Source organism: Streptomyces sp. NPDC028298 (assembly GCF_055565895.1).
Window position 1 is genome coordinate 1231552 of sequence record NZ_JBVHTL010000001.1, and the last position, 13167, is coordinate 1244718.

Genomic DNA, 13167 nt, shown 5'->3' on the forward strand with positions numbered 1-13167 from the left:
CCGTATGCGGTGAGCGGTATCCCTGACGCGACGAACGGTCACCGGAGCGGACCCTGGCGCGCAGCAGCCGGTACGGCCCGCACCCTTGTCGCCCCTCATTCCATCCTGTAGACAATATTTCGTCGACAGAGTTCGGCAGTTCCTCGGTACCCTCGACCGAACGGAGCGCCACACAGTGAGAGTCGCAGTTCTCGGCGCCGGTGCGATCGGCGCCTACGTCGGCGCCGCTCTGCACCGCGCGGGCGCCGACGTGCATCTCGTCGCACGTGGACCGCATCTGGCGGCCATGAGGCAGCACGGCGTCCAAGTCCTCAGTCCACGCGGGGACTTCACCGCGCGGGCCCACGCCACCGACGACCCGGCCGAGATCGGGCCGGTCGACTACGTCTTCCTCGGCCTCAAGGCCAACTCGTACGCGGCGTGCGGGCCGCTGATCGAGCCCCTGCTGCACGGCACGACGGCGGTCGTCGCCGCCCAGAACGGCATTCCCTGGTGGTACTTCCACCGGCACGGCGGACCCTACGACGGCCACCGGGTGGAGAGCGTGGACCCGGGCGGCGCGGTCAGCGCGGTCCTGGCCCCCGAGCGGGCCGTCGGGTGCGTCGTCTACGCCGCGACCGAGCTCGCGGCACCGGGCGTCGTCCGCCATCTCGAAGGCACCCGGTTCTCCGTCGGGGAACCCGACCGGTCCCTCTCGCCGCGCTGCCGGGCGTTCAGCGACGCCCTGCGGGAGGGCGGCCTGAAATGCCCGGTCGAAGCGGACCTGCGCAACGACATCTGGCTCAAGTTGCTCGGCAACATCTCCTTCAACCCCATCAGCGCGCTGGCCCGCGCCACGATGCGGCAGATGTGCCTGCACGGCGGGACGCGCAGGGTCATCGAGATCATGATGACCGAGACGCTGACCGTCGCGGAGGCACTCGGCTGCGAGGTGGGGGTGTCCATCGAGCGGCGCCTCGCGGGGGCCGAGCGGGTCGGCGACCACCGCACCTCCACACTCCAGGACCTGGAACGCGGCAAACCGCTGGAACTCGACGTGCTGCTCGCGGCCGTCGTGGAACTCGCGGAGATCACCGGGGTCCCGGTCCCGACGCTGCGCACCGTCCACGCCATCTCGGACCTGCTCGCGCTGCGGACGGCGGCGTGAACGCGGAGCGGGCCGCACGGCGAGGCTCCCTGCGGCCCGCTCCGCGGGTGCAGGACAATGAGTACGTGAAGGTCGCCCTCGCGGCACGCCCGGGTGACCCGAACGCCACCCGGCGATCGCGAGGGCCGATCCGGCCGGCCGAACGCATGGAAGCGGGACTGATCAGGACATGGGACGAGTCACGGAACGACGCAAGGTGATCCGCGTCCGGGACGGAGTCGTGAGCTCCCGCCCGGACACGCTCGTCGCCGAGGAGCCACTGGAGATCCGGCTCGACGGCAAGCCTCTGGCGATCACCATGCGCACCCCGGGCGACGACTTCGCGCTGGCCGCGGGGTTCCTGGTCAGCGAAGGCGTGCTGGGGCGTGCCGACGAACTCCAGAACATCGTGTACTGCGCGGGAGCCACGGAGGACGGCTCCAACACGTACAACGTCGTCGACGTGCGGACGGCGCCCGGTCTCGTCGTCCCGGACATCACGCTCGAACGCAACGTGTACACGACGTCCTCGTGCGGCCTGTGCGGCAAGGCCAGTCTGGACGCGGTCCGCACGACGGCCCGCTGGAGCATCGACGACACGGAGGGCGGCACCACTCCCCCGGTACGGCTGGAACCCGGCCTGCTCGCGAGCCTCCCCGACCGGCTGCGCGCGGCCCAGCGGGTCTTCGACCGGACCGGGGGTCTGCACGCGGCGGCCCTGTTCACCGAGGAGGGCGAGCTGGTCGACATACGGGAGGACGTGGGCCGGCACAACGCGGTCGACAAGCTGGTCGGCCGCGCGCTGCAGAACGGCACGCTCCCGCTCTCCCGGACGGTCCTGCTGGTCTCCGGCCGGGCGTCCTTCGAGCTGGCGCAGAAGGCGGTGATGGCGGGCATCCCGGTGCTGGCGGCCGTCTCCGCTCCTTCGTCGCTGGCCGTCGACCTGGCGGCGGAGACCGGCCTGACCCTGGTCGGCTTCCTGCGCGGCGCCAACATGAACGTGTACGCGGGCGAGCACCGCATCACCCTGCGGGCCGCGGCCGGCCAGGGCTGACACCGCCCCCCCCGCGGCACGGCGGCGGGGCCCCGGACGGCGGGGAGCGCCCCCTGCGCCGGAGGGGCCCCGCCTCGGTCCCGGTCCACCGCCGCCGCCGTGACGGGCTTCGCCCGTGCCCGGACTCAGCGAACCGGGAAGCGCACCTCGTCCGCGGTCACGACCGTGCCGAGGCGCGGGAAGTCCAGCCGGACGGAGGCGTCGTGCTCGGCGGCGGTGAACGCGGCCATCGCGTCCTCGACGAAGACGAGGTCGTAGCCGAGGTCGCCGGCGGCGCGCGCGGTCGACTCGACCCCGAGGTTGGTGGCGATCCCGCCGAACACCAGGGTGGAGACGCCGTGTTCACGCAGGTGCTCGTCGAGGCCGGTGCCCTGGAACCCGCCGATGGTCCGCTTCACGATCTCCAGGTCGCCCTCCGCGACGAGCCCGGCGACCAGGCCGCTCCCGGGCGGCTGCTCCGCGACCCCGGACCGCTCGACCCGGATGAGCACGACGAGCGCGCCCGCCTTGCGGAAGGTTTCCGCCAACTCCTCGGCGGTGGCGAGAACTTCGGTCCCCTTGTTCGGTTCCAGGGGCAACGCCACGATGCGCTCCATCAGATCGACGAGCACGAGTGCGGTGCGCGCCGGGTCGAGGGCGAGGCGGGGTTCGGTTTCGGGTGCGGTCATGACGGAACGTTAGCCCGCATCAGCCGTCCGTACCGGAAATCCGGATCGACAAGCCCGTGAACTGCTCCTCGCCGGGCGGACACACGGGCGCCGAATTCTGGCGTGAACACGACCGGTGCATGCTCCTTGTGGGGTGCCTGAGGGCCCAAGTAGCCTCTGCGGCGCGAACGTTGGACGTGGGATGTCCTTAGAATCCGGATTGCCCAGCCGTCGTACGAAGGGCAGGTCGCACCATGCCGTCACGCCTCGCCACCCGTCTGAGATCCCTCTCCGCCGCGCTCCTCGGCATCGCCGCGCTGATCGCGCTCCCGGGCACGGCGCGAGCCGAACCCGTGCCGGTCGCACCGGCGTTCGAGCAGCAGGTGCTCTTCAAGGCCTCGCAGGATCCGGGATACGCCTGCTTCCGCATCCCCTCCGTCGTCCGGACGACCAGGGGAACTCTGCTGGCGTTCGCCGAGGGACGCGTCCTCAACTGCGGTGACGCGGCCGACATAGACATCGTGGTGAAGCGCTCCGCCGACGGCGGCCGCACCTGGGGCCCGCTCCAGGTCGTCAACGAGGGGAACGGGGACACCCACGGCAACCCGACCCCGGTCGTGGACCGCGAGACCGGCCGGATCGTGCTGGCGGAGACCTACAACACGGGCCGTACGGACAGCGCGAGCTGCACGGTCCCCTGCGACCGCACCCCGCATCTCCAGTACAGCGACGACGACGGTCTGAGCTGGTCGCAGCCGCGCGACCTCAGCTCCGAGATCCTGCCCGCGAACTGGAACTCCTGGTACGCCACCGGCCCGGTCCACGGCGTCCAGCTCACCCGCGGCCGGCACGCGGGCCGGCTCGTGTTCGCCGTCAACACCGAGACCTGGGACGGCACCCGGGTGACCGCCAACAACGCCGCCCTCATCACCAGCGACGACGGCGGCGAGCACTGGGACATCGGGGCGAGCGACTCCTGGCCGATCGCGGCCGACGGCACCTTCCGGCAGAAGCCGTCCGAGATGACCCTCACCGAGCGCGCCGACGGATCGCTCCTGATCAGCGGCCGCGAGCAGGACGGGACCGACCTCGGCCACCGCACCCAGGCGGTCAGCCGGGACGGCGGCGACAGTTTCGCGGCCCCCTTCCGTGACGTCCCCGACCTCTACGCGCCCCAGGTGCAGGGCTCGACGCTGCGCTTCGGGAACCGGATCCTGCTCTCCTGCCCCGCCGACCCGGACCGCCGCCGCACCATGGCGATCCGCTCCTCCTACGACGGCGGACGCACCTGGGACAGCGTGGACCGCGGGACGGTCGTCACCACCGACTGGTCGGGCTACTCCGACCTGGTGGGTGTCGACGGCGACACCGTGGGCCTGCTGTACGAGGGCGGCGCGGTGGACGCGCGCGACGAGATCCGCTTCGCCCGCTTCACCGAGGACTGGCTCCAGCCGCGCCGTGGCCCCGACCCGACGACGGCCGACCTCGCTCCGCTCACCCGGCGGGCGGCGGTCCTCGGCGGCCCGAGCGAGACCGCCGGCGTGCTCGGGGGCGGGCTGGAGTTCGACGGCACCGACGACGCCGTACGACTGCCGTATCAGGACCGGCTGCCGCTGGGGACGAAGGACTTCACGGCGTCCCTGTGGTTCCGCTACACGGCCACCAGCGGTGAACAGCCCCTGCTGTGGATGGGCGGGATCGGTACGAGCCAGCCGCAGGTGTGGCTGCGCGGGGAACCCGCCTCCAACCGGATCACCGGGCTGATCACCACCAGGAACGGCGCGTCGGCCCCGGCCACGGCGTTCGTGCGCACCACGAGCTCCTTCAACGACGGCCAGTGGCACCATCTGGCGCTGCGGCGCGGCGGGGGACAGCTCACCCTGTTCCTCGACGGGACGACCGTCAGCACGGCGGACGTGCCCGGATCGGTGAGCCGGAACTCGCCGTTCGGCGTGCACATCGGCCAGCGGATGGACAGCCGGGCCTTCTTCACCGGGGCGATCGACGACGTGCGGGTCTACGACCGCGCGTTGAGCGACGACGAGCTGTCGGCGCCGCCCTCGCGGAAGGTGACCCGGGACACCGTCCTGTGGCTTCCCCTGGACCGGGTCGCCAAGGACGGTTAGCGTCCCGCCGTCGCGGCCGGGGAGACCCGGAGGCCGTCGGAGCGGGCCGGGCCGGCGGCCCGGCCCGCTCCTTCGCCCGTACCTCCCGTCCCCGCCGCGCCACCGGACGGCCGGTCCGGGCCGGGGCGGCCGCTCACCTCGCGATCCCGGGCCCGGCGTTTGGCGATCACCGCGCACACCATGAGCTGCATCTGGTGGAAGAGCATCAGCGGGAGCACGGCGAGGGAGGCGTGCGCACCGAACAGGACACCGGCCATGGGCAGGCCCGACGCGAGCGACTTCTTGGACCCGGCGAACTGGATGGCGATCCGGTCCTCGCGGTCGAAGCGCAGGGCCTTCGCGCCGTACCAGGTCAGGAGGAGCATGACGCCGAGCATCAGCGCCTCGACGACGAGGAGCCCCGCCAGCCGCGCCGCGCTGACCTGGCTCCAGATGCCCCGCACCATTCCCTCGCTGAAGGCCGTGTACACGACGAGCAGGATGGATCCGCGGTCGACGTAGCCGAGAACCTTCTTGTGGCGGGTGATGAAGCCGCCGATCCACGGGCGCAGGAGCTGTCCGGCCAGGAACGGCACCAGCAGTTGCAGCACGATCTTGACGACCGAGTCCGTGGAGAAGCCGCCGCCGCTGCCGCCGAGGAGGAGCGCGGCGAGCAGCGGGGTGACGACGATGCCCGCGAGGGAGGAGAAGGAGCCCGCGCAGATGGCGGCGGGCACGTTGCCGCGGGCGATCGAGGTGAAGGCGATCGACGACTGGATGGTCGAGGGGACGAGCGTGAGGAAGAGGAGGCCGGTGTAGAGGTCGTGGGTCAGGAGGACGGGCTCCAGGCCGCGGGCGGCGAGGCCGAGCAGCGGGAACGCCACGAAGGTGCAGATCAGGACCGTACCGTGCAGCCGCCAGTGCTTGAGGCCGTCCATCGCCTCACGGGTGGACAGGCGAGCGCCGTACAGGAAGAAGAGGAAGGCGATGGCCGCCGTGGACGCGCCCGAGGCGACGTCCGCCGCCGTTCCGCTCGCCGGGAACAGGGCGGCGAGGCCCACGGTCCCGAGCAGCAGCAGGATGTAGGGGTCGACCGGCATCCAGCTCGGCCACTGCAGGCGTTTCACGGTGCTCCACTGCTCGGTTGCTCGGTTCGGTGCGGGTGATCGTCGTCGGCGGATCGTGCCCTCTCCATCGTCCCCTCCCGGGCCGCGATCGGGAATCCGTCATACCGCTCTGACTGTCATCACGTATCGCGATAACGTGGGCCCGTGTACGACCCTTCCCAGCTCCGTACGTTCCTGGCGGTGGCCCAGACGCTGAGCTTCACGCGGGCCGCCAGGCGGCTGGGGGTGCGCCAGTCCACGGTCAGCCAGCACGTGCGCCGGCTGGAGGACGCCGCCGGACGGCAGTTCTTCGCCCGCGACACCCACTCCGTCGAGCTCACCGAGGACGGTGAGGCGATGCTCGGGTTCGCGCGGCGGATCCTGGAGGTGCAGGAACAGGCGACGGCGTTCTTCACGGGCACCCGGTTGCGGGGGCGGCTGCGCTTCGGCGCGTCCGAGGACTTCGTGCTGACCCGGCTGCCGGAGATCCTGGAGGGGTTCCGCACCGACCACCCCGAGGTGGACCTGGAACTGACGGTGGAGCTGTCCGGCACGCTCCACGAACAGCTCGCAGCCGGGCACCTCGATCTGGTCCTGGCGAAACGGCGGCCGGAGGATCCGCGCGGCGAGCTCGTCTGGCACGACCGTCTCGTGTGGATCGGCGCCCAGCGGCTGCGGCTCGACCCGGACCGTCCGGTCCCGCTGATCGTCTACCCGCCCCCGGGCATCACCCGCGCGCTCGCCCTCGAAGCGCTGGAGCGCCAGGGGCGGCCGTGGCGCGTCGCCTGCACCAGCGGCAGCCTCAACGGGCTGATCGCGGCGGCTCGCGCAGGCCTGGGTGTGATGGCCCACTCGCGGGGGCTGGTGCCGCCCGGCCTGGTGCGGGTGCCGGAGCGAGCGGGGCTGCCGGAGCTCGGCGAGGTCGACTTCGTACTGGTGCACGGCCGGCGGCGGCCGTCCGCGCAGGACGCCGCGGACGCGCTCGCGGCGGCGATCCTCGCGGGCGGGGACCGGCTGCACCGAGGGCAGCGCGGCTAGGGTCCGGCGGCGAGCGAGCCGGGGTTCGACGGGTCGGGGTCCGGCGGGTCGGCGGCGTAGGCGAAGCCGGGGACCGGCGGGTCGGCGGGTCGGCGGGTCGGCGGGTCGGCGGGTCGGCGGGTCGGCGGAGCCGGAGACCGGCGGGTCCGCAGCGTAAGCGGAGCCGGGGACCGGCGGGTCGGCGGCGTGCGGAGCCGGGGTTCCGCGGGGGGCGAATCGCCCGGAGCGAGGCATTCCGGATCGGCTCTCCAGGGCCCCTGATCCCCGTCCTGGCTCGTGCCGATTCCGTGGAGATTACGGACTCGAAACCTACGGAACCGTAAGGGATTCTGTCCGACCCTTCCCCTTGTGCGGCATTTCCGTGGTTGACCTGTGCGGACGCCGCACCCCTCGGCGGTTCGAGCCCCCTCCCGTCCGCTCGCGTGGTGGGGTAGCTTTCACGGCGCTGTGCGGAGGCCACGAGGAGCGGTATTGCGCGAGTTCACCAACCCCCCGTTGGCGTCGGCGCCGCCGGTGGGCGGCCTGGCCGACGCCGTGTTCGAGTATGCCCGGGTGGACCCGCTCCACGTGGCGCTCGGCCGCAAGGACGAGCAGGGACAGTGGCGCGACGTCACCTCGGCGGAGTTCCGGGACGAGGTCCTGGCGCTCGCCAAGGGCATGCTGTCCCAGGGCATACGCTTCGGCGACCGGGTCGCCATCATGTGCCGCACCCGCTACGAGTGGACCCTCTTCGACTTCGCCCTGTGGACGATCGGCGCCCAGGTCGTGCCCATCTATCCCACCTCCTCCGCCGAGCAGGTCTTCTGGATGCTGCACGACGCGCAGGTGTCGGCGGTCATGGTGGAGCACGAGGACCACGCGATGACCGTCGCCACGGTCGTCGACCGGCTCCCCCAGCTCCACAAGCTGTGGCAGCTCGACGTGGGCGCGGTCCATGAGCTGTACGAGGCCGGCGCGCACCTCGACGACGAGGTGGTGCACCGCCACCGCCGCGCCGTCACGCCCGAATCCATCGCGACGATCATCTACACCTCGGGCACCACGGGGCGCCCCAAGGGCTGTGTCATCTCGCACGCGAACTTCATGTTCGAGGCGGACACCGTCATCAAGCGCTGGGAACCCGTCTTCCACTCCAAGCGGGGCGACGAGGCGAGCACCCTGCTGTTCCTGCCGCTCGCGCACGTCTTCGGGCGGATGGTCCAGATCGCCGCGTTCCGCGGGCGGGTCAAGTTCGGGCACCAGCCCCAGCTCAACGCGTCCGCGCTGCTGCCGGACCTCGCCGCCTTCCGGCCCACCTTCTTCCTGGCCGTGCCGTACATCTTCGAGAAGGTCTTCAACTCCGCGCGCCGCAAGGCCGAGCGGGAGGGCAAGGCGGGGCCCTTCGAGAAGGCCGTCGACGTCGCCGTGCGCTACGCGGACGCCGTCGAGGCCAAGGCCTGGGGCACCGGGCCCGGCCCCTCGGCGAGCCTGCGCATGCAGCACCAGGTCCTCGACAAGCTCGTCTACTCCAAGGTCCGGGCCGCGATGGGCGGCCGGGTCAGACACGCGATGTCCGGCGGCTCGGCGATGGACCGGCAGCTCGGGCTGTTCTTCGCGGGCGCGGGCATCACCATCTACGAGGGGTACGGGCTCACCGAGTCCACGGCGGCCGCCACCGCCAATCCGCCCGAGCTCACCCGGTTCGGCACCGTCGGGCAGGCGATCCCCGGGACCACCGTGCACATCGCGGACGACGGCGAGATCTGGTTGAACGGCGGCAACGTCTTCCAGGGCTACCTCAACAACGACAAGGCCACCGACGCGACCCTGCACGACGGCTGGCTGGCCACCGGCGACCTCGGCTCCCTGGACGAGGACGGCTACCTCACCATCACCGGGCGCAAGAAGGAGATCCTGGTGACCTCCGGCGGCAAGAGCGTCTCGCCGGGCGCGCTGGAGGAGCGGGTGCGCGACCATCCGCTCGTCGCGCAGTGCATAGTGGTCGGCAACGACCGGCCGTACATCGCCGCGCTCGTCACCCTCGACTCCGAGGCCGTCGAGCACTGGCTCCAGATGCGCGGCAAGCCGCCGCTGTCGGCCGGGGATCTGGTGCGCGACCCCGATCTGGAGACCGAGGTGCGGCGCGCCGTGGTCGCCGCCAACACGCTGGTGTCGCAGGCCGAGTCGATCCGCACCTTCCGGATCCTGGCCAACCAGTTCACCGAGGAGCACGGCCTGCTGACGCCGTCGCTGAAGCTGAAGCGCAAGGCGATCGAGAAGGCGTACGAGACCGAGGTCGAGGCGCTCTACCGGACGTAGGGCCGGTCGTTCGGGATCACGCGGCGGGACACGGAGCTGGCACAAGCCCGTATCGCCCTGCGGCACGGACACCGGCGTGATTGATCGGACTATTTCAGCCAATCTTCGATTCCACGCGCCCTGAGCCCGGTCAGGAATGCATCACGGCCCGTGATCGTTGACCATACGAAGACCACCCGACGACTTAAGGATCGAGAGCTCGTGAGCAAGGTCCCCCCGATCATCCTGAACAACGGCGTCGAGATGCCCCAGCTCGGCTTCGGTGTCTGGCAGGTGCCGGACGACGAGGCGGAGCGGGCGGTCGCCACCGCACTGGAGTCCGGGTACCGCAGCATCGACACAGCGGCGATCTACGGCAACGAAGAGGGCACCGGCAAGGCCGTGCGCGCCTCGGGCATCGCCCGCGAGGAGCTCTTCGTCACCACCAAGCTCTGGAACAGCGACCAGGGGTACGACTCCGCGCTGCGCGCCTTCGACACCTCGCTGGAGAAGCTCGGCCTGGACTACGTCGACCTGTATCTGATCCACTGGCCGACGCCGGCCCGCGGGCGTTACGTCGACACGTTCAAGGCCCTGGAGAAGATCTACGCCGACGGCCGCGCCAAGGCCATCGGCACCTCGAACTTCCTCCCGGAGCACCTGGCGAAGCTGATCGAGGAGACGTCCGTCATCCCGGCGGTCAACCAGATCGAGCTGCACCCGCACCTCCAGCAGCGCCCGGCCCGTGAGTTCCACGCCGAGCAGGGCATCGCCACCGAGGCCTGGTCTCCGCTGGGCCAGGGCAAGGGCCTCCTGGAGGTCCCGGCGATCGTCGCCATCGCCCAGAAGCACGGCCGCACCCCGGCCCAGATCGTCCTGCGCTGGCACCTCCAGCTCGGAAACGTCGTGATCCCGAAGTCCGTGACCCCGTCCCGGATCAAGGAGAACATCGACGTCTTCGACTTCTCCCTGGACACCGAGGACATCGCGGCGATCTCGGCACTGAACGAGGACCGCCGGCTGGGGCCCGACCCGGCCGCGTTCGACATCGGCTGACCGGCCCGCCGGCACCGAAGCGCCGGCCCGACCGGCAGCGGCCCGCGGCCCGGATGCTCACCGCATCCGGGCCGCGGGTTTTTTTAACGCCCTTGGACCGGACCAACCGGGACTCAAGCCTTGACGCGCTCATGCAAACGGGGCCACCGTGGACGAACCCGGTAAGGAAAGTTTCCTAACAGAAGGGTTCCCCCACAGTGCGCACTCGAACACTGACCCTGTCCGCGGCCTTCGGAGCGGCACTGCTCGCCCTCGCCACGCTCCCGGCCAGCGCCTCCGGAACCACCGCACCCCGCTCGGCACAGGAGGGTTCGGTCAGCGCGGCCGCCCTCCTGGCCAAGGTGACGTCCTGTTCGCAGATCTCGAACGGCAAGTACCGGACGGACGAGGAGACCTCGGCCACGATCCCCGTCTGCGGCAAGAACGGAGCCGTGTTCTGGAAGGCCGACATGGACATCGACTGCGACGGCCAGGTCACCGCCAAGTGCAGCTCCGGCACCGACCCCTGGTTCCAGGACGACACCGCCTTCCATCAGTCCGACGGCCGGGCGCTGCGCGCCGACACGCTGCCCTACGTCGTCGTGCCGAGCTCCAGCAGCATCTGGAAGTACACGAGTTCGGGCATCAAGGGCGGCGGTGTGGTCGCCGTCGTCTACAACGGCAAGGTCGAGTACGCGGTCGTCGGCGACACCGGACCGACGCAGATCATCGGTGAGGCGTCGTACGCCACGGCCAACGCGCTCGGCATCGACCCCGACCCGGAGACGGGCGGAGCCGACAGCGGAGTGACGTACATCCTGTTCAAGAACTCGCAGGTGTCCCCCATCGAGAGCCACAGCGCGGCCGTGTCGCTCGGGGACTCCCTGGCCCGGCAGTTCCTCGCGAACAACTGACGAGCGGGGGACGGAGACGGCCCGCGGGGCGGGAACGCCCCGCGGGCGGATCAGACGGGCTGGCCGATCGGGCGGACGACCACCGTGTTCACGTCGACGCCCGCCGGCTGCCCGACCGCCCAGACGATCGAGTCGGCGAGCTGCTCCGCCGTCAGGAGCTGCCCCGGCGGCAGGCTGCCGTAGCTGTCCCAGAACGGGGTCTCCACCCGGCCGGGCGAGACCAGCGTGACGCCCACGCCGTACTCGGTGACCTGGCGCCTGGTGTTCTCCGCGAGCCCGGTCACCGCCCACTTGGTCGCGCCGTAGATGTTGCCGGGCGTGTTCACGTGCCCGGCGACACTGCCGATCAGCACGATGCGGCCGCGGGACTCCTTCAGCGCGTCGATGGACGCCCTGATGAGCAGCGCGGGCCCCAGCACATTGGTCAGCACCATCTCGGACCAGCCGGCGGGGTCCCCGTCCGCGACCGTGTCGTGGGTGGCGAACCCGGCGTTGGCGACGACGGTGTCGAGGCGCCCGAACTCCTTGAGCGTCGCCTCGACCGCGGCCCGCACCTGGTCGTACTCGGCCGCGTGCCCCACGAGCGTCAACAGCCCTTCGGGGCGGCCGAGTTCCTCGGCGAAGGCGTTCAGCCGCTCCTCTCCGCGCCCGGTGACGGCCACCCGGTGCCCGGCGTCGAGCAGCCGGCGGGCGACCGCGGCTCCGATGCCGCTTCCGCCCCCGGTGATGAGCGCGACGGGAGAATCGGTCATGGTGTACCCCCTGGGGTGTCCGGCCCCGCGGCCGGCCGACTGTGCCTCGAACTCCGGGAGTTCATCACTTGGAGCGCGCTCGATGTCAAGGCCCGCCGACCGCGCTCGCGGCCGGCCGGCGGTCGCCGTGACTACTCGGGCTTGACCCCCACGTACACCGTCATCGCGGTCAGGACGAACGGGTCCGAACGGTGGTGCACGCTCGCCTTGTCCTCCGGGTCGAGCAGCCGGTCGAGCGTGGCGAGGTCCTCGGCGTCGAGGCCTTCGGCGAGGCCCTCACGCCTGCGGGTGAGCGCGGTGACGACGAAGGCGCGGGCCTCGTCCGAGATCGGGGCGGGCAGGTCGAGCAGGAAGGTGCGGGTCGCCGTGTGGCGCAGCCCGACGGCGGTGAGCAGGGCGGGCCAGTCCTCCGTCTCCGCCACCGATCCGGGCAGCTCGGCCCGCATCCGGGTGAACCACTCGTCGTGCACCGCGTCGATGCGGGCCTCCAGACCGGGCCGGCCGATGCCGGTGTCGCGCGGGAGGAAACGCGTGGGCAGGCCGCCCTCCAGCAGGGCGAGGGTGCCACCGGGTGCCAGGCTCCGGACGAAACCGGTGAGCGCCGCCCGCTGGTCGCCGACGTGGTGCAGCGACCTGCTGGCCCACAGCAGGTCCGCCGGGTACTCCAGGTCCCCGACGCCCTCGGAGAGTTCGGCCTCGATCGTGCTGAACCGGTCGGCGAAGCCCAGCCGCTCGGCGCGGGCGCGGGCCTCCACCAGCAGGGGTTCGGCGCCGTCCACGGCGACGATGCGGGCACCGGGGAACTTCTCCGCGAGCAGGCCGGAGATCACACCGGGGCCGCTTCCGGCGTCCACGATCAGCCCGGGATCGGGCCGCTGCTCCCGCAGCCACTCGGCCGCCTGGACGTAGGCCGGGGTGAACAGCTCCGCCTCCTGCACCAGCATGGGCAGCATCTGGCCGAAGTCCATGTGGGTGTGGTCGTGGCCGGCGCCGTGCCCCTGGCCCGGCGCGGAGCCGTGGTGCGAGCCGTGGCCGTGAGCCCCGCCCCGGGGGTGTGCCGGGCCGCTGCCGTGCTCGTGGTCGTGGTCCTGTGCCATGGGGCAAGCCTCTCTC

General features: G+C 71.5%; 11 protein-coding genes. 7 read left to right on the forward strand and 4 right to left on the reverse strand.

Going from position 1 to position 13167, the window contains the following annotated elements; genetic code table 11:
* Positions 1-175 precede the first annotated feature (175 nt).
* Positions 176-1147, forward strand: a complete 972-nt coding sequence (locus ACZ4TO_RS05505; protein ID WP_382795321.1) for a 2-dehydropantoate 2-reductase — start codon at positions 176-178, stop codon at positions 1145-1147.
* 169 nt (positions 1148-1316) lie between these two features.
* On the forward strand, positions 1317-2180 hold the full coding sequence (gene fdhD, locus ACZ4TO_RS05510; protein ID WP_385049081.1) for a formate dehydrogenase accessory sulfurtransferase FdhD: 864 nt from the start codon (positions 1317-1319) through the stop codon (positions 2178-2180).
* Between the two features lie 125 nt (positions 2181-2305).
* Here fdhD and ACZ4TO_RS05515 read toward each other — a convergent pair whose 3' ends face one another.
* Positions 2306-2848 (reverse strand): isochorismatase family protein, encoded by a 543-nt coding sequence (locus ACZ4TO_RS05515; protein WP_385049078.1) that lies wholly within the window; start codon positions 2846-2848, stop codon positions 2306-2308.
* 233 nt (positions 2849-3081) lie between these two features.
* Between ACZ4TO_RS05515 and ACZ4TO_RS05520 the strand changes: the two genes are divergently transcribed.
* A complete protein-coding gene (locus ACZ4TO_RS05520) occupies positions 3082-4953 on the forward strand; it encodes an exo-alpha-sialidase (protein ID WP_382795313.1) in 1872 nt (623 codons plus the stop codon).
* Here ACZ4TO_RS05520 and ACZ4TO_RS05525 read toward each other — a convergent pair.
* The gene (locus tag ACZ4TO_RS05525) at positions 4950-6059 is read right to left on the reverse strand and encodes a bile acid:sodium symporter family protein (RefSeq protein ID WP_468023494.1); all 1110 of its coding nucleotides are present in this window, start codon (positions 6057-6059) and stop codon (positions 4950-4952) included. The two genes, ACZ4TO_RS05520 and ACZ4TO_RS05525, sit on opposite strands and share 4 nt — an antisense overlap.
* A gap of 144 nt (positions 6060-6203) precedes the next feature.
* On the opposite strand from ACZ4TO_RS05525, the gene ACZ4TO_RS05530 reads away from it, so the two are divergent.
* The 4 genes from ACZ4TO_RS05530 to ACZ4TO_RS05545 all read left to right on the forward strand — a co-directional run bounded on the left by ACZ4TO_RS05530 (position 6204) and on the right by ACZ4TO_RS05545 (position 11302).
* Complete coding sequence (locus ACZ4TO_RS05530; RefSeq protein WP_382795308.1) at positions 6204-7076, forward strand: LysR substrate-binding domain-containing protein; 873 nt, start codon at positions 6204-6206, stop codon at positions 7074-7076.
* Between the two features lie 471 nt (positions 7077-7547).
* Positions 7548-9374 (forward strand): AMP-dependent synthetase/ligase, encoded by a 1827-nt coding sequence (locus tag ACZ4TO_RS05535; protein WP_382795306.1) that lies wholly within the window; start codon positions 7548-7550, stop codon positions 9372-9374.
* A 243-nt stretch (positions 9375-9617) separates the two neighbouring features.
* Entirely contained in the window at positions 9618-10409 is a 792-nt protein-coding gene (locus ACZ4TO_RS05540; protein ID WP_468023787.1) for an aldo/keto reductase, read from the forward strand.
* 197 nt (positions 10410-10606) lie between these two features.
* A complete protein-coding gene (locus ACZ4TO_RS05545) occupies positions 10607-11302 on the forward strand; it encodes a glycoside hydrolase family 75 protein (RefSeq protein WP_468023495.1) in 696 nt (231 codons plus the stop codon).
* Positions 11303-11352: 50 nt separating this feature from the next.
* Here ACZ4TO_RS05545 and ACZ4TO_RS05550 read toward each other — a convergent pair whose 3' ends face one another.
* Positions 11353-12054 carry an SDR family oxidoreductase gene (locus tag ACZ4TO_RS05550; protein ID WP_385049064.1) on the reverse strand — a complete coding sequence of 234 codons (702 nt, stop codon included), beginning with the start codon at positions 12052-12054 and terminating at the stop codon, positions 11353-11355.
* Positions 12055-12185: 131 nt separating this feature from the next.
* Positions 12186-13151: a class I SAM-dependent methyltransferase gene (locus ACZ4TO_RS05555; RefSeq protein ID WP_382795298.1), complete on the reverse strand. Its 966-nt coding sequence runs from the start codon at positions 13149-13151 to the stop codon at positions 12186-12188.
* Between the last annotated feature and the right edge of the window lie 16 nt (positions 13152-13167).

Bases quoted from the DNA above. Each gene is read 5' to 3' on its own strand.
- ACZ4TO_RS05555 (WP_382795298.1), bottom strand. From the start codon at position 13,151: ATGGCACAGGACCACGACCACGAGCACGGCAGCGGCCCGGCACACCCC.
- fdhD (WP_385049081.1), top strand. From the start codon at position 1,317: ATGGGACGAGTCACGGAACGACGCAAGGTGATCCGCGTCCGGGACGGA.
- ACZ4TO_RS05540 (WP_468023787.1), top strand. From the start codon at position 9,618: ATGCCCCAGCTCGGCTTCGGTGTCTGGCAGGTGCCGGACGACGAGGCG.
- ACZ4TO_RS05550 (WP_385049064.1), bottom strand. From the start codon at position 12,054: ATGACCGATTCTCCCGTCGCGCTCATCACCGGGGGCGGAAGCGGCATC.
- ACZ4TO_RS05515 (WP_385049078.1), bottom strand. From the start codon at position 2,848: ATGACCGCACCCGAAACCGAACCCCGCCTCGCCCTCGACCCGGCGCGC.
- ACZ4TO_RS05520 (WP_382795313.1), top strand. From the start codon at position 3,082: ATGCCGTCACGCCTCGCCACCCGTCTGAGATCCCTCTCCGCCGCGCTC.